Source organism: Streptomyces sp. NBC_01089 (genome assembly GCF_045162975.1).
Taxonomy (GTDB): domain Bacteria; phylum Actinomycetota; class Actinomycetes; order Streptomycetales; family Streptomycetaceae; genus Streptomyces.
Window position 1 is genome coordinate 7,012,581 of the sequence record NZ_CP108660.1, and the last position, 15,804, is coordinate 7,028,384.

Annotated in this window: 15 protein-coding genes; 7 read left to right on the forward strand and 8 right to left on the reverse strand. The window is 71.5% G+C overall.

The annotated features are described in order from the left end of the window. Window positions 1-33: 33 nt before the first annotated feature. Genes argJ through OG510_RS31560 form a run of 4 tightly spaced genes read left to right on the forward strand, consistent with a single transcriptional unit; the run spans window position 34 to window position 3,863 of the window. Window positions 34-1,185, forward strand: a complete 1,152-nt coding sequence (argJ, locus tag OG510_RS31545) for a bifunctional glutamate N-acetyltransferase/amino-acid acetyltransferase ArgJ (protein WP_406141268.1) — start codon at window positions 34-36, stop codon at window positions 1,183-1,185. After that, a complete protein-coding gene (gene argB / locus OG510_RS31550; protein WP_164264686.1) occupies window positions 1,182-2,105 on the forward strand; it encodes an acetylglutamate kinase in 924 nt (307 codons plus the stop codon). Before argJ ends, argB begins: the two co-directional genes overlap by 4 nt. Further along, window positions 2,102-3,286, forward strand: a complete 1,185-nt coding sequence (locus OG510_RS31555; RefSeq protein ID WP_406141269.1) for an acetylornithine transaminase — start codon at window positions 2,102-2,104, stop codon at window positions 3,284-3,286. Before argB ends, OG510_RS31555 begins: the two co-directional genes overlap by 4 nt. Before the next feature lie 19 nt (window positions 3,287-3,305). After that, entirely contained in the window at window positions 3,306-3,863 is a 558-nt protein-coding gene (locus OG510_RS31560) for an arginine repressor (protein ID WP_266858807.1), read from the forward strand. A 29-nt stretch (window positions 3,864-3,892) separates the two neighbouring features. Here the strand turns inward: OG510_RS31560 and OG510_RS31565 are convergent, their stop codons facing one another. The 7 genes from OG510_RS31565 to OG510_RS31595 all read right to left on the reverse strand — a co-directional run bounded on the left by OG510_RS31565 (window position 3,893) and on the right by OG510_RS31595 (window position 10,704). Continuing rightward, complete coding sequence (locus tag OG510_RS31565) at window positions 3,893-4,594, reverse strand: L,D-transpeptidase (protein WP_406141271.1); 702 nt, start codon at window positions 4,592-4,594, stop codon at window positions 3,893-3,895. A 42-nt stretch (window positions 4,595-4,636) separates the two neighbouring features. Further along, entirely contained in the window at window positions 4,637-5,659 is a 1,023-nt protein-coding gene (locus tag OG510_RS31570; protein WP_406141272.1) for a bile acid:sodium symporter family protein, read from the reverse strand. Window positions 5,660-5,752: 93 nt separating this feature from the next. Further along, a complete protein-coding gene (locus tag OG510_RS31575; RefSeq protein ID WP_406141273.1) occupies window positions 5,753-6,760 on the reverse strand; it encodes a PfkB family carbohydrate kinase in 1,008 nt (335 codons plus the stop codon). Continuing rightward, complete coding sequence (locus tag OG510_RS31580; RefSeq protein ID WP_406141274.1) at window positions 6,757-8,220, reverse strand: purine-cytosine permease family protein; 1,464 nt, start codon at window positions 8,218-8,220, stop codon at window positions 6,757-6,759. Before OG510_RS31580 ends, OG510_RS31575 begins: the two co-directional genes overlap by 4 nt. Before the next feature lie 53 nt (window positions 8,221-8,273). After that, a complete protein-coding gene (locus tag OG510_RS31585) occupies window positions 8,274-9,272 on the reverse strand; it encodes an ADP-ribosylglycohydrolase family protein (RefSeq protein ID WP_406141276.1) in 999 nt (332 codons plus the stop codon). Then, the gene (locus OG510_RS31590; RefSeq protein WP_406141277.1) at window positions 9,269-9,991 is read right to left on the reverse strand and encodes a GntR family transcriptional regulator; all 723 of its coding nucleotides are present in this window, start codon (window positions 9,989-9,991) and stop codon (window positions 9,269-9,271) included. The genes OG510_RS31585 and OG510_RS31590 overlap by 4 nt, the downstream gene beginning before the upstream one ends. Window positions 9,992-10,092: 101 nt before the next feature. Next, the gene (locus OG510_RS31595) at window positions 10,093-10,704 is read right to left on the reverse strand and encodes a pyridoxamine 5'-phosphate oxidase family protein (RefSeq protein WP_406141279.1); all 612 of its coding nucleotides are present in this window, start codon (window positions 10,702-10,704) and stop codon (window positions 10,093-10,095) included. Window positions 10,705-10,866: 162 nt separating this feature from the next. Here OG510_RS31595 and OG510_RS31600 point away from each other — a divergent pair, with 162 nt between their 5' ends. The 3 genes from OG510_RS31600 to OG510_RS31610 all read left to right on the forward strand — a co-directional run bounded on the left by OG510_RS31600 (window position 10,867) and on the right by OG510_RS31610 (window position 14,777). After that, window positions 10,867-12,060 carry an argininosuccinate synthase gene (locus OG510_RS31600; protein WP_406141280.1) on the forward strand — a complete coding sequence of 398 codons (1,194 nt, stop codon included), beginning with the start codon at window positions 10,867-10,869 and terminating at the stop codon, window positions 12,058-12,060. A gap of 151 nt (window positions 12,061-12,211) precedes the next feature. Next, the gene (gene argH, locus OG510_RS31605) at window positions 12,212-13,639 is read left to right on the forward strand and encodes an argininosuccinate lyase (RefSeq protein ID WP_406141282.1); all 1,428 of its coding nucleotides are present in this window, start codon (window positions 12,212-12,214) and stop codon (window positions 13,637-13,639) included. Between the two features lie 166 nt (window positions 13,640-13,805). Continuing rightward, entirely contained in the window at window positions 13,806-14,777 is a 972-nt protein-coding gene (locus tag OG510_RS31610; protein WP_406141283.1) for an aldo/keto reductase, read from the forward strand. Window positions 14,778-14,792: 15 nt separating this feature from the next. Here OG510_RS31610 and OG510_RS31615 read toward each other — a convergent pair whose 3' ends face one another. Further along, a complete protein-coding gene (locus tag OG510_RS31615; RefSeq protein WP_164266299.1) occupies window positions 14,793-15,737 on the reverse strand; it encodes a ribose-phosphate pyrophosphokinase in 945 nt (314 codons plus the stop codon). Between the last annotated feature and the right edge of the window lie 67 nt (window positions 15,738-15,804).

The window sequence follows — 15,804 nt, forward strand, 5'->3', positions numbered from 1 at the left end:
GCACGTACGGACAGAGGCGAACGAGGAGATGCAGTGAGCGTCACGGCAGCGAAGGGATTCACGGCGGCGGGCATCGCCGCCGGGATCAAGGAGAGCGGCGGCCCCGACCTGGCCCTCGTGGTCAACACCGGGCCCCGGCTGGCCGCCGCCGGAGTCTTCACCTCCAACCGCGTCAAGGCCGCGCCGGTCCTCTGGTCCGAGCAGGTCCTCAAGGGCGGCACCGTCGGGGCCGTCGTCCTCAACTCCGGTGGCGCCAACGCCTGCACCGGGCCCAAGGGCTTCCAGGACACCCACGCCACCGCCGAGAAGGCGGCCGAGATCCTCGGCTCCAACGCGGGCGAGGTCGCGGTCGCGTCGACCGGCCTCATCGGTCTGCCGCTGCCCATGGACAAGCTGCTGCCCGGTATCGAGCGGGCCGCCGCCGAACTCTCCCCGCACGGCGGCGAGAAGGCGGCCATCGCCATCAAGACCACCGACACCGTCCACAAGACCGCCGTCGCCGGCGGGGACGGCTGGAGCGTCGGCGGGATGGCCAAGGGCGCGGGCATGCTCGCCCCCGGCCTCGCCACCATGCTCGTCGTGCTCACCACCGACGCCGACCTGGACAGCCCCGTGCTGGACCGGGCGCTGCGCGCCGCCACCCGTACGACCTTCGACCGGGTCGACTCCGACGGCTGCATGTCCACCAACGACACCGTGCTGCTGCTGGCATCCGGCGCCTCCGAAGTGGTGCCCGGCGAGGCGGAGTTCGCCGAGGCCGTCCACACCGTCTGCGCCGACCTGGCCCGCCAGCTGATCGGCGACGCCGAGGGCGCCAGCAAGGACATCAGGATCGAGGTGGTCAACGCGGCCACCGAGGACGACGCCGTCGAGGTGGGCCGCTCCATCGCCCGTAACAACCTGCTGAAGTGCGCCATCCACGGCGAGGACCCCAACTGGGGCCGGGTGCTCTCCGCGATCGGCACCACGTCCGCCGCCTTCGAGCCCGACGAACTCAACGTCGCCATCAACGGCGTCTGGGTCTGCAAGAAGGGATCGGTCGGCGAGGACCGCGACACGGTCGACATGCGGTACCGCGAGGTCACCATCACCGCGGACCTCGCGGCGGGCGCCGATTCGGCCGTGATCTGGGCCAACGACCTCACCGCCGACTACGTCCACGAGAACAGCGCGTACAGCTCATGAGTACCCGTAAGCACACCGCGCTCCCCAAGGCGCAGACCCTCATCGAGGCGCTGCCCTGGCTGACGCGCCACCACGGCAAGACCGTCGTCATCAAGTTCGGCGGCAACGCCATGGTCGACGACGAGCTGAAGGCCGCCTTCGCCCAGGACGTCGTCTTCCTGCGGCACGCGGGACTCAAGCCGGTCGTCGTGCACGGCGGCGGCCCGCAGATCAGCGCACAGCTCGACCGGCACGGCCTGGTCAGCGAGTTCAAGGCCGGGCTGCGCGTGACCACGCCCGAGGCGATGGACGTCGTACGGATGGTCCTCGCGGGCCAGGTCCAGCGCGAACTGGTCGGACTGCTCAACCAGCACGGCCCGTTCGCCGTCGGTATGACCGGTGAGGACGCCAACACGATCACCGCCGTCCAGCACTTCCCGCAGATCGACGGCGAGTCCGTCGACATCGGCCGGGTCGGCGAGATCACCGGGATCGACATCGGCGCCATCGAGGCGCTCCTCGCGGACGGCCGTATCCCCGTCGTCTCCTCCATCGCCCGCAGCGCCGACGACCACCATGTCTTCAACGTCAACGCCGACACCGCGGCCGCCGCACTGGCCGCCGCGCTCAACGCCGAGACCCTGATGGTCCTCACCGATGTCGAGGGCCTCTACGAGGACTGGCCGAACAGCGACGACGTCATCAGCAGGCTCACCGCGAAGCAGCTGGAGAAGCTGCTCCCCGAGCTGGCGAGCGGCATGGTCCCCAAGATGGAGGGCTGCCTCTTCGCCGTACGCAACGGCGTCACCACCGCCCGCGTCATCGACGGGCGGGTCCAGCACTCGATCCTGCTGGAGATCTTCACCGACGAGGGAATCGGCACGATGGTCGTGCCGGACACCGCGACAGAAACCACTGGCGCCACCGAGGGGGAGTCATGAGCAACCAGGAACTCGCACAGCGCTGGCAGGGCGCTCTGATGGACAACTACGGCACGCCGAAGCTGTCCCTGGTGCGCGGCGACGGCGCCACCGTGTGGGACGCCGACGGCACCGCGTACACCGACTTCGTCGGCGGCATCGCGGTCAACGCGCTCGGCCACGCCCACCCCGCGGTCGTCGAGGCCGTCTCGCGGCAGGTCGCCTCGCTCGGCCATGTCTCCAACCTGTTCATCGCCGAACCGCCCGTCGCGCTCGCCGAGCGGCTGCTCCAGGCGTTCGGCCGCGCCGGCCGGGTGTACTTCGCCAACTCCGGCGCCGAGGCCAACGAAGCGGCCTTCAAGATCGGCCGGCTCACCGGGCGTACGCACATGGTCGCCACCCAGGGCGCCTTCCACGGCCGGACGATGGGCGCGCTCTCGCTCACCGGGCAGCCCGGCAAGCAGAACGGCTTCGAGCCGCTGCCCGGCGTGGTCACCCATGTCCCGCACGGCGACGCGGAAGCGCTGCGCGCGGTCGTCACGGAGAACACCGCGTTCGTCATCATCGAACCCGTCCAGGGCGAGAACGGTGTCGTCGTACCGCCCGCCGACTACCTCAGGGCCGCCCGGGAGATCACCCGGGCCACCGGCACCCTGCTGGTGCTCGACGAGGTGCAGACCGGGATCGGGCGCACCGGCCACTGGTTCGAGCACCAGGCGCACGAGGGCGTCGACCCCGATGTCGTCACCCTCGCCAAGGGCCTCGGCGGCGGGCTCCCGCTCGGCGCGACCGTGGCCTTCGGCGCGGCCGCCGAGCTGCTGCACCCCGGTCACCACGGCTCGACCTTCGGCGGCAACCCGGTGGCGTGCGCCGCCGGAATCGCCGTGCTCGACACGATCCGCACGGACGGCATCCTCGACCGGGTGAAGCGCACGGGCGAGAAGCTGCGCACCGGAATCGAGGCGCTGGGACACCCCCTGGTCGGCCATGTCCGCGGTGCCGGACTGCTGCTGGGTATCGTGCTCACCGAGTCCCGCGCGCACCAGGTGCAGCAGGCGGCTCAGGACGCAGGCTTCCTGGTGAACGTGACCGGCCCCGATGTCGTACGGCTGATGCCGCCGCTGATCATCGGCGACCGCGAGGTGGACGCGTTCCTCCAGGCGCTGCCCGGCGTTCTCGACCAGGCCAACGGGGAAGAGTGATCCGCAGAATGAGGCGACGATGACCGAGGCGCAGCAGACCGAGCACGAGGCGCAGGACACCGAGCACGGCGGGCCGTCCGTACCGCAGACCAGGACCGCCCGCCACCGCCGGATCGTGGACATCCTCAACCGGCAGCCGGTGCGCTCGCAGAGCCAGCTCGCCAGACTCCTCGCCGACGACGGGCTGAGCGTCACTCAGGCGACGCTCTCCCGGGACCTCGACGAACTGGGCGCGGTGAAGATCCGCAACACCGGTGGTGAGCTGATCTACGCCGTGCCCAGCGAGGGCGGCTACCGCACACCGCACGCCCCGCTCGGCGAGTCGGCCAAGGAGGAGCGGATGCGCAGGCTCTCGTCCGAGCTGCTGATCTCGGCGGAGGCGTCGGCCAACCTGGTGGTGCTGCGTACGCCACCCGGCGCCGCCCAGTTCCTCGCGTCGGCCATCGACCAGGCCGAACTGCACGACATCCTCGGCACGATCGCCGGGGACGACACCCTGATGCTGATCAGCCGGGACCCGGCGGGCGGCCAGGCGCTCGCCGACCATCTGCTGCGGCTGGCGCAGAACCCGCGCTGAGAGCCCGCCCGGTTTCCCCGCAGCTCCGGTCAGTAGTTGGTCACCGCGGTCGGCCCCGAGGTGGTGCCGATCGCGATGTGCGGACGGCGCGCCGGGTCGGCCCAGGTGAGGATCCGGTCGACCGACGCCGCAGGTACGGACACACAACCGGCCGTCGCGCCACTGCCGTTGACATGCAGGAAGATCCCGCCGCCCCGGCCGTGCACCGGCCGCGCGTAGTTGAAGCCGATGACGAGCGCCCGCGCGTACTGCGTCGGGAAGCTGCTCAGCTGCTCCGCATCACCGGCTCGGCAGTCGGCGGGCAGCGGGTCCACCCAGCGGTTGTACGCGGTGGACGCGTTGTCCTCGCACCACCACGAACTCGCCGTCACCGCCCGGTAGGGGTAACGGGTCCCGGCGGGGGCCGCCTTGATCCCGAAGGCGAACGGCAGACCGTAGATGCCGGTGGGTGTGGTGTCCGTGCCCTGCTTGCGCGTCGCGCCGTCGGCCAGCCCCTTCGCCCCGAAGCGGGCCGCGGCCGAGCCGGTCTTCTGCCAGTGCCCGCCGCGCAGGTCCCACCAGGTCAGGGTGCCGGTGGTGGAGTGCAGCGACGGGGCCTCCGCGGTGATCAGCTGGGAGCCGCCGCCGGTGTCGGCGAGCCGCTCCGGCAAGGGACGGTCACCGGCCGGCCGGGCCGCCAGGGAACCGGCGACGGCCAGCAGAACCGCACCTGCCACCAGGAATCTGCGCATGCTCCGGACCGTACGCGGCCACGGCACGCACCGCCCGGGCTGTTACTCCGTACGGGGCAGACCCCGCACCGTCTCGGCGGCCGCCCCGGCCCTGCGCGACCGGTACGACATCCAGGCCGCGACCAGCGCCCCCGACACGTTGTGCCAGACCGAGAAGATCGCCGCGGGCAGCGCCGCCAGCGGGCTGAAGTGGGCGGTGGCCAGGGAAGCGGCGAGCCCCGAGTTCTGCATGCCCACCTCGAAGGCCATCGCCCGGCTCCCCGGCTTCCCGAGACCGGCCGCCTTGCCCGCTCCGTACCCGAGGAGCAGCCCGAGACCGTTGTGGAGGACCACGGCCAGCAGCACCATCGCCGCGGCCGACTTGATCGCCGACGCGCTGCCGCCGACCACGACCGCGACGATCACCGCCACGGTGACCGCGGAGAGCCAGGGGAGCGCGCCCAGCACCCGGTCCACATGACGCCCGGCCAGGAACCGCACCGTCAGCCCCGCGAGCACCGGCAGCAGCACCGTCTTGAGGATGTCGGTCATCATCGAGCCCGCGTCGACCGGCAGATAGGCGCCCGCGAGCAGCAGGGTCAGCGGCGGTGTGACCAGGGGGGCGAGGACCGTCGAGACGGTGGCCACCGAGACCGAGAGGGCCACGTCGCCACGCGCCAGATAGGTGACCACATTGGACGCCGTACCGCTCGGCGCGCAGCCGACCAGGATGACGCCCGCCGCCAACTGCGGGGAGAGACCGAGGACATGGGCGATCAGCCAGCCGAGACCCGGCATGATCACATAGTGCGCCACCAGCCCGAGCCCCACCGCCCACGGCCGCTTCGCGACCCCCTGGAAGTCCACCTTGGTCATGGTCAGCCCCATGCAGAACATGACCACGCCCAGCAGATACGGGACGGAGACGCTCCACCCCGCGAAGGTGTCCGGTGACGCGAGACCTATCGCCCCGGCCACCAGGACGAGTACCGGGAACACCGTGACCGCGCGGCGGGCCGCCCGGTCGGTGGAGTCGGTCTGACCGGCGGGGCCGGCGGATTCCTGGGTCACCTGTTCGTTCTGCACCTGTGTGATGCAACGCTGCTCGCGCACTCCGACGCAATCCCGTCTCGTTATGTGGTCTTTACATCGATTGTGCGGGCCGGGCGGTGCGGCGGTCTAGGCGGACGGCGCGGGCCGCGTGGACAGTGCGGCCAGCCGTTCCGCGAGCGGGTCGTCGCCCAGGAACGCCACCAGCTCCGCGAGGCCGGGCGCCGTCGCGGGTCCGCGCCTGGTCACCGCAGAGGCCGCCGACGCGTTGGCGCCGCGCGCGGCGGACAGCGGGTCGAGGCCCAGGCCGAGCAGGGCGAGGAACGCCCCGACATGGGCGTCGCCCGCGCCGTTGCTGTCCACGGCTGCCACGGGGAAGCCCGGCACATGGACCGGCTCCGCCCCTGGCCCTGTCCCGTGCTCGGCCCCGGGCGCCGCCAGCAGGCAGCCGTCCTTGTCGGCGCGCACCAGCACCCCGGCCCCCGGTGCGAGCCGCTCGCGCAGGGCGGCGGCGGCCCGGCGCGGGTCCTCGTGACCGGTCAGCAGCCGCCCCTCACGCGCGTTGCAGCTGAGCCAGTCGGCGCGCGCCAGGACCGTGCCGAGGATCTCGCCGGGGATGTCGGCGACCAGCGGGCCCGGGTCGAAGCAGACCGTGACCCCGGCCGGCAGCCCGGCGGTGAAGCGGGCGAGCAGCGGGCCGTTCACCGGCATGACCAGGCCGTACCCGGACAGCTGGACCATGTCGCCGTCCCTGAGCCGCCCGGCCACGACGGCCAGCTCGGCCGCGGTCAGCCGGGCGTCGACCCCGAAGCTGGTCACGAACGTCCGCTCGCCCCCGGAGTCCACCAGCGCCACACAGAAGCCGGTGTCGCCGTCCTCGCGGACCGGCAGCACGGTCCGTACGCCTTCCGCGGCCAGCGCCTCCCGTACGAGATCGCCGTGCGGGCCCGTGCCGTGCAGCCCCGCGTACACCGCTTCCGTACCCAGCCTGCCGGCCGCGACCAGGGTGTTGAAGCCGCCGCCCGCCGTCCTGGCCGCGTGCGAGCCGATGACGTCGCCGCCCCGTTCGGGCAGGGCGGGGATCTCGATCACCAGATCCACGATGACGTTTCCGGCGAGTACCAGACGGGGGTTCATCGGACGGCCTCCTCAAGGGCGGGCTCGGGGGCGGCGGTCACCGCGGAGCGGCGGCCGGACAGCAGGTACACGGCCGCGCCGACCACCATGGACACGGCCCAGCCCAGGCCGTTGGTGCCGAACCAGCTCCCGGCCAGCGGACCGGAGAACCAGACGTCGTCCTTGCCGGTGGACGCCTCGGTGAAGAGGAGCCCGGCCACGATCGCGGCGACCCAGGCGAGGACGGCCGGCAGCCGGAAGCCGCCGGTGTACCAGTAGCGGCTGGTGCGGGAGGTGTCCATCAGGGCCGCTTCGTCGTACGTACGGCCGCGCAGCGTGTCCACCGCGATCACCCCGATCCACGCCGAGATCGGCACGGCCAGCAGGGTCAGGAAGGTGGAGAAGGGGCCGTAGAAGTCACCGGCGATCAGCATGAAGTAGATGCCGCCGAGGAACATCAGGACGACGTCGACCAGCACGGCCGCGGCCCGCGGCACCTTCAGCCCCAGCGTGATCATGGTGAGGCCCGCCGAGTACGTCGACAGGTGGTTGGACATCAGGAGCCCGCCGAACGCCGCGATCAGATACGGGATCGCCATCCAGGACGGCAGCATCGCGTTGATGGCGGCGACCGGGTCCGACGCCGTCGCCAGCGTCGGATCGCCCGCGGTGAGCAGCGAACCCAGCGAGATCAGCAGCACCAGCGGGATACCGGCGCCGAAGGCGGAGGCGCTGATCAGCCGGGAGCCCGGCACCGAGCGCGGCAGATAGCGGGCGTAGTCCGCGCCCGCGTTGGCCCAGCCGATGCCGGTGCCCGCCGCGATGAAGCCGATGCCCGCGATGACTCCGCTGGTGGGTCCCGAGGGGGTGTGCAGCACCTTGGACCAGTCGACGGTCGCCACCAGGAAGCCCATGACGATCAGGTTCAGCACACCGAAGAGGACCGTGGCCCACTTGTTGATCCACATGATGGTGGCGTGGCCGAGTCCGCTGATCAGCAGGGTGCAGGCGATGAAGACCAGCAGACAGACCACGGTCAGGACCGTGTTCTTGTGCACCCCGAACGCCACCCCGAGCAGCGCGAGCAGGGCGTACGCGGCGGTGGTCGTCGTGATGGTCTCCCAGCCGACCCGGCTCAGCCAGGTGATCAGGGTCGGGCCCGCGTTGCCGCGCTGCCCGAAGACCGCCCTGGACAGCGTGAGCGCGGGGGCTCCGCCCTTCTGGCCCGCGATGCTCAACGCGCCGACCAGCGCGAACGAGCCGAACGAACCGATGACGGCGACCAGCGCCGCCTGCCAGATGTTCAGGCCGCGGAAGGCGACCAGCGTCGCACCGAGCGGCAGCCCGAGGAGCGAGATATTGGCGGCGAACCAGGTCCAGAACATCTGGCTCGCGTGGCCATGGCGTTCACTGTCGGGGACCGGTTCGATCCCCCGGGTCTCCACGGTGCCGACGCGATCGTTCTTCGTTGAAGCGGCCATGACGGAACCTCCTTGCACGGTGCGTTGCGGACTGGGGGAAGAGGGAGCGCGGCTCAGCGGAGCGCGAGCAGTTCGGCGGTCAGTGGTTCCAGTGCGAGGCCGTTGACGGCCCGGAGCGTGCGTACGGCGTCGGCGGGCAGCCCCGCCAGACCGTGCACGGATCCGGCGACGGCGCCCGCGATGGCCCCGATGGTGTCGCTGTCGCCGCCGAGGTTGGCGGCGAGCAGGGTGCTGCGCCAGGGGTCGCCACCGGTCAGGGCGAGGACGGCGAAGGCCGCGGGGACGGACTCCTGGCTGGCCACGCTGGTGCCGATGAGCGCGACGATACGGTCGACGGCCTCGGCCTCGTCCAGTCCGCGCACCAGCTCACGGGCCCAGCCGATCCGGGCGGAGATGTCCGCGCCGGCGATCCAGTTGCCCCGTGCGGCGCCCGCACGGGCCGCGCCGACCGCCGCCTCGAAGGCGTCGTCCAGCGTACCGCCGGCGACTCCTGCGCTCACCGCGGCCGCGACCGCGGCGGCCCCCGCGATGCCCACATTGGTGTCGTGCGTGACCTGGCAGGACTCCACGACCCGGTCAAGGAACCGGGGCAGCGGCCGCACGGCGTTCGCGATACCGACGGGCGTGACGCGCATGGCGGCGCCGTTGGTGGTGCCGTACCTGCCCGCGTCCTTGATGTCCGCGCCGCCCGCCACGGCGTCGAGCGCCGCCTTGGTGGAGGGGCCCAGCAGGTCGAAGGAGCCCTTGGCCTTCATCTCCTTCTCCCAGGCGAGCAGCTCGGCGGCGAAGCGGAGCGGGTCGATGTGCCCGCCGCCCGCCACGAGCAGCCGGCCCACGATGACCGCCTGATCGGTGTCGTCGGTGACCGAGCCCGCGGGCATCCCGGCGCTGACCGGGTTGTCGTGCTGCGCGGGTTCGAAGCCGGTGATGCTGCCGTAGACCCGTACGACGTCCTCGCGGGACATCACCTGGGTGGGCATCCCCAGGGCGTCCCCGAGCGCGAGGCCGTAGAAGGCGCCGAGGGCGCGGTCGAGCTGGTGCGGGTCGGTCATGCGTGGCCTCCTCGGCCGGTGGTGCGGACGTGCAGCTGGAACCTGGACGGGTCGAGCAGGCTGGTGACCTGCTCCACGACGGAGCCGTCGGCCGCCCGGAACACCTGGGACTGGTGGAGGAACGCCTCACCGGGCGAGCGGTGCAGCGTGGCGGCGTCGGCGTCGCCGATGCCGGAGACCGAGATCCGGGCCTCGCCGGAGTCGGCGATACGGCCGGCGGCGACCAGCGCCTTGTGCAGCGAGCCGTCCTCCAGACCGCGGTCGGGCAGTCCGGCGAGCGCGCCGACGGCGGGCACCCGGCTGCGTTCCAGCGAGATGCCGTGCCCGTCGGGCAGCCGCCTGACGCGGTCGAGTGCGATGAACGCGTCGGCCGCCAGGCCGAGTGCGGCGGCGAGCGGCCGGTCGGTGACGGTCTCGAACCTGAGCACCTCGGTGGTCAGCTCGGTGCCCTGGTCGGCGAGCGCCTGAGTCCAGCCGAGCCGGTTGTCCAGCGGTGTCCCGTCGAAGGTGACGAACGAGCCGATTCCGGCGTGTGTGGCGATCAGCCCCTGCTCGCCGAGTTCGGTGAGCGCCTGCCGCACGGTGGTGCGGCTGACCCCGAAGCGCTCCCGCAGGGTGTGCTCGCCCGGCAGTTTGCTGCCGTCGGCGTGGACACCCGCGCGGATCTCCTCGGCGAGGATGCGTGAGATGCGGTGATGCTTATGAACCTGTCCAGGCATGTCTAGAACGTAAGCGGAGCAAGCCCCTCCAGTCCATGGTTCACGGCGAAAACTTTTGCGGGCCCCTCTCCGGCCCCCGGGTTGCGCGGTCGGTTACGCGGTCACTCCGGCCTGTTCCCGTGGTCGGCGCCGGCCAGGGGCGGGAGCGGGAGCGGCAGCCCCGGAAGGCCGTCGATGCTGGTCGCGACGTGCTCCTTCTTCTCGAAGTACGCGCTGAGGCTGCTGTCGTCCTCGCGCTCGAAGCGCCGGGCGTGCAGCGTCCGGTCGTCCTCGTACGCCATGTGGGGCACCGCGAATCCGCAGGTGTCCCTGATCAGTTCGGCGGTCACGACGATGATCGCGCGCAGCCCGTGCAGGGAGTGGTCGGGCCCGGTGAAGTGCTGGAGCAGCCCGGTGAACCGCGGGTCGTCGCGGAAGACCGCCTCGCCGTGGCCGTGCACCCGCACGATGTTGGGCGGTCCCTGGAAGGCACACCACATCAGGGTGATGCGGCCGTTCTCCCTCAGGTGGGCGATGGTCTCCGCGTTGCTCCCGGCGAAGTCCAGGTAGGCCACGGTCAGCCCGTCGATGACCGCGAACGAGCCGCTGATCCCTTTGGGGGAGAGGTTGACGGTCCCGTCGCCGTCGAGCGGGGCGGTCGCGGTGAAGAAGATGCGCTGTTCCTCGATGAAGGTCCTCAGCCGTCCGTCTATGCACGCGTACGTCTGTCCCATACGGGGATTATCCGCCGGGTGGGGCCGGGGGCGCAGGGGTTTCCGCTCCGGGGGCGGGCCGGCCGGTCCCGGTGCCGGCGCGGTGTTCGGCCCGGTTTTGACAAAACATACGGAGCATTGCATAGTTATGCCTATCAGTGATCGCACCGTAAGGAGAAGCCCGTGACCGAGCGCGTCGTACTCGCCTACTCGGGGGGCCTTGACACCTCTGTCGTCATCGGCTGGATCGCCGAGGAGACGGGCGCCGAGGTCGTCGCCGTCGCCGTGGACGTCGGCCAGGGCGGCGAGGACCTGGACGTCATCCGCAAGCGAGCGCTCGCCTGCGGTGCGGTCGAGGCCGAGGTGGCCGACGCCAAGGACGAGTTCGCCGACGAGTACTGCCTCCCGGCGATCAAGGCCAACGCGCTCTACATGGACCGCTATCCGCTGGTCTCCGCGCTGTCGCGGCCGGCCATCGTCAAGCACCTCGTGGCCGCCGCCAGGAAGCACGGTGCCACGACGGTCGCCCACGGCTGCACCGGCAAGGGCAACGACCAGGTCCGCTTCGAAGCCGGCATCACCGCACTCGGTCCCGACCTCAGGTGTATCGCGCCGGTCCGCGACTACGCGATGACCCGCGACAAGGCCATCGCCTTCTGCGAGGCGAAGAACCTCCCGATCGCGACCTCCAAGAAGTCCCCGTACTCCATCGACCAGAACGTCTTCGGACGCGCCGTCGAGACGGGGTTCCTGGAGGACATCTGGAACGCGCCGATCGAGGACGTGTACGAGTACACGGCGAACCCGGCCGGACCGCGCGAGGCCGACGAGGTCGTCATCTCCTTCGAAGCGGGCGTCCCGGTCGCCATCGACGGCGCGCCGGTCACCGTCCTGCAGGCGATCCAGCAGCTCAATGAACGGGCAGGCGCCCAGGGCATCGGCCGGATCGACATGGTCGAGGACCGGCTCGTCGGCATCAAGTCCCGCGAGATCTACGAGGCGCCCGGCGCCATCGCGCTGATCACCGCCCACCAGGAGCTGGAGAACGTCACGGTCGAGCGCGAACTGGCCCGCTACAAGCGGCAGGTCGAGCAGCGCTGGGGCGAGCTGGTCTACGACGGCCTGTGGTTCTCCCCGCTCAAGCGCGCCCTGGACGGCTTCGTCAACGAGGCCAGTGAGCATGTCACCGGCGATATCCGGATGACGCTGCACGGCGGCCGCGCCACCGTCACCGGCCGCAAGTCCGGCGAGTCGCTGTACGACTTCAACCTGGCGACCTATGACTCGGGCGATACCTTCGACCAGTCCAAGGCCCAGGGCTTCATCGAGATCTTCGGCCTCTCCGCCAAGATCGCGGCCAAGCGCGACCTGGCCTAGCGCGACCCGGCCGTAGACCTGACCGAACGCCTGACCCGTTCGCCTGGCCCGCACGGAAGACCCCGGATCCGCCCCGTACGACGGCCGTCTCCCCGATCCTCCGCGGCGGGCAGGCGGGCCGAGCATTCCGATCCCCTTGAGGAGCAACTCAGTGAGCAGCAACACCGGTGACGTCCGGCTCTGGGGCGGCCGTTTCGCCGACGGCCCCGCCGAGGCGCTGGCCCAGCTGTCCGCGTCCGTCCACTTCGACTGGCGGCTCGCGCCGTACGACATCGCCGGCTCCCGCGCACACGCCCGCGCACTGCACACCGCCGGACTGCTCACCGTGGACGAACTGGCCCGGATGCAGGACGGTCTCGACCGCCTCGCGGCGGACGTCGCCGACGGCTCGTTCACCGGCACCGTCGCCGACGAGGACGTCCACACCGCACTGGAGCGCGGCCTCCTGGAGCGGGTCGGCTCCGACCTCGGCGGCAAGCTGCGGGCAGGGCGGTCCCGCAACGACCAGATCGCGACCCTCTTCCGGATGTACCTCCGCGACCACGCCCGGACCATCGGCGGCCTGATCGCCGACTTCCAGGACGCGCTGGTCGGCCTCGCCGAGGCGCACCCGGACGTGGCGATGCCCGGCAGGACCCACCTCCAGCACGCCCAGCCCGTCCTCTTCGCCCACCATGTGCTGGCCCACGCGCAGTCGCTGGCCCGGGACGCCGAGCGGCTGCGCCAGTGGGACGAGCGCACCGCGGTCTCGCCGTACGGCTCGGGGGCGCTGGCCGGGTCGTCGCTGGGGCTCGACCCCGAAGCGGTCGCGGCCGACCTCGGCTTCGAGCGGGGCTCGGCGGGCAACTCGATCGACGGCACCGCCTCGCGTGACTTCGCCGCCGAGTTCGCCTTCATCACGGCGATGATCGGCGTCAACCTCTCGCGGATCGCCGAGGAGATCATCATCTGGAACACGAAGGAGTTCTCCTTCGTCACCCTCCACGACGCCTTCTCGACCGGCTCGTCGATCATGCCGCAGAAGAAGAACCCGGACATCGCCGAACTGGCGCGGGGCAAGTCCGGCCGGCTCATCGGCAATCTGACGGGGCTGCTGGCCACCCTCAAGGCGCTGCCCCTCGCGTACAACCGCGACCTCCAGGAGGACAAGGAGCCGGTCTTCGACTCCTGCGACCAGCTGGAGGTCCTGCTCCCCGCCCTCACCGGCATGATGGCGACGCTGACCGTCCACCGGGAGCGTCTTGAGGAGCTGGCACCCGCGGGCTTCTCGCTCGCCACCGACATCGCCGAGTGGCTGGTCCGGCAGGGTGTGCCGTTCCGGGTCGCACACGAGGTCGCCGGTGAGTGCGTCAAGGAGTGCGAGCGGCACGGTATCGAGCTGGACCAGCTCAGCGACGAGCAGTTCGCGAAGATCTCCGCGCATCTGACCCCCGAGGTCCGTACGGTGCTCGACGTCCCCGGCGCCCTGGCCTCCCGCAGCGGCCGCGGTGGCACCGCGCCGTCGGCGGTCGCCACGCAGCTCGTCGAGGTCAAGGCCAATCTGGTCATCCAGCACGCCTGGGCAGCGGCGAAGAAGTAGCCGCCCGCGCCGCCGCCGGGCCCCTCGGGCAGCCACCGGGCGGACGGCGCGCCGCCACCGGGCAGACAGCGCCCGGCACCTCCATCCGGGTGCCGGGCGCTGTCGCGCGCGATCGTGGGTAAGGGTGTCAGGGACCGCATCCCCCGATCCGCGCAGGGAGCACCCGATGCCCTTCGCCCGCCTCACGGCAGCGACCACCCCCACGGCCCATATCGGACTCGGCCTGGCAGCCGTAGGCAGGCCGGGCTACATCAACCTCGGCCGCGACGAGGACCTGCCGGCCGACCGCAGCCCGGAGACCCTGCTCGCCCGTACGCATGAACTCCTGGACGCCGCCTACGCACAGGGCGTGCGCTACTTCGACGTCGCACGCTCCTACGGCCGCGCCGAGGAGTTCCTCGCCGACTGGCTGAGCGCGAGGCCCGCCGTCCAGGACGTCGTGATCGGCAGCAAGTGGGGCTACACCTACACCGCCGACTGGCGGACCGACGCCGAGGTCCACGAGGTCAAGGACCACAGCGTCGACACCTTCGACCGGCAGCGCGCCGAGACCGGCGGCCTGCTGGGGGAGCGGCTCGACCTCTACCAGATCCACTCCCTGACCGCCGAAAGCCCGGCCCTGACCGACACCGGACTGCACGCCAGGCTGGCGGCGCTCGCGGCGGAAGGGGTGACGGTCGGCTTCTCCACGAGCGGCCCCGCCCAGGCGGACACCGTGCGGGCCGCGCTCGGCGTCACGGTCGACGGCGAACCGCTCTTCCGTACGGTGCAGAGCACCTACAACCTGCTGGACCCCTCCGTGGGCGAGGCGCTGGCCGAGGCCCACGATGCGGGGCTCTCCGTGATCGTCAAGGAGGCGGTGGCCAACGGCAGGCTCGCCGGCGGCGCCGCGCCCGCACCGCTGCGCGACATCGCAGAAGAGACCGGCACGACACCCGACGCGGTCGCCCTGGCCGCGATCCTGCGCCGCCCGTGGGCGACGGTGGTGCTCTCGGGGGCGGCGACGGCCGTACAGCTGTCCGCCAATCTGCACGCGGCGGTGGCCGACCTCGGGGACGACCAGCTGGAGCGGCTGGCCGGCCTCCGCGAGGAGCCCGCCGCGTACTGGCGGCAACGGGCCGAACTGCCCTGGCACTGAGCCGCCCACGCGCGCTCAGGAGGGATCGAAGAGCGCGCTCACCGATTCGCCGTTGTGGATCCGCCGCATCGCCTCGGCCAGCGCCGGGGCGATGGAGAGGACCGTGAGCTTGCCGGTCTGCTCGGCCGGCGGTATCGGCACGGTGTTCGTACAGACGATCTCCAGCACGTCGGGCTGGTCCGAGAGCCGCTTGAGCGCCCCCGAGGCGAAGAGCCCGTGCGTACAGGCCACCCGGATCGACCTGGCCCCCAACTCGCGGAGCCGGTCGAGGAGTTCCAGTACGGTGCTGCCCTTGGCGATCTCGTCGTCCAGCACGATGATGTCGCGGCCGGCGACCTCGCCGATGACGGAGCTGATGGCCACCCGGTCGTCGGCGAAGCGCTGTTTGGCACCCGCCGCCACCTGGACGCCCAGCATCCGTGCGAAGGCCGCGGCCTCCTTGGCGTTGCCGAGGTCGGGCGAGACGACCGTGGTGCGCGAGACGTCATAGCCGCGGAAGTGCTCGGCCAGCTCGCGCAGCGCGTGCAGATGGTCGACAGGGACGGAGAAGAAGCCGTGCACCTGGGGTGAGTGCAGGGTCAGCGCCAGGACCCGGCTCGCCCCCGAGTTCACCAGCAGGTCGGCCACCAGCCGGCCCCCGATGGAGATCCGCGGCGCGTCCTTCTTGTCCGAGCGGGCGTACGCGTAGTGCGGCATCACCACCGTGATCCGGCCGGCCGAGGCGCCGCGGGCCGCGTCGCACATCAGCAGCAGCTCGACGAGGTTCTCCTGCACCGGGGTCACCAGGGGCTGGATCAGGAAGACGTCACGTTCGCGGCAGTTGGCCTGGAGCTGTACCTCCAGGCAGTCGTTGGCGAACCGGTTGACGCGCACCGGGCTCAGGGGGACACCCAGATGCGCGGTGACCTCCTCGGCCAATTCGGGGTGGGCGCTACCGCTGAACACAGCGATGTCTCGCACGAACCGCTCCTTGCTGGTCGAGGTGGCATCGAAGTTCGGTCGTTCGGGTCGGTCGTTCGGGTCGGTC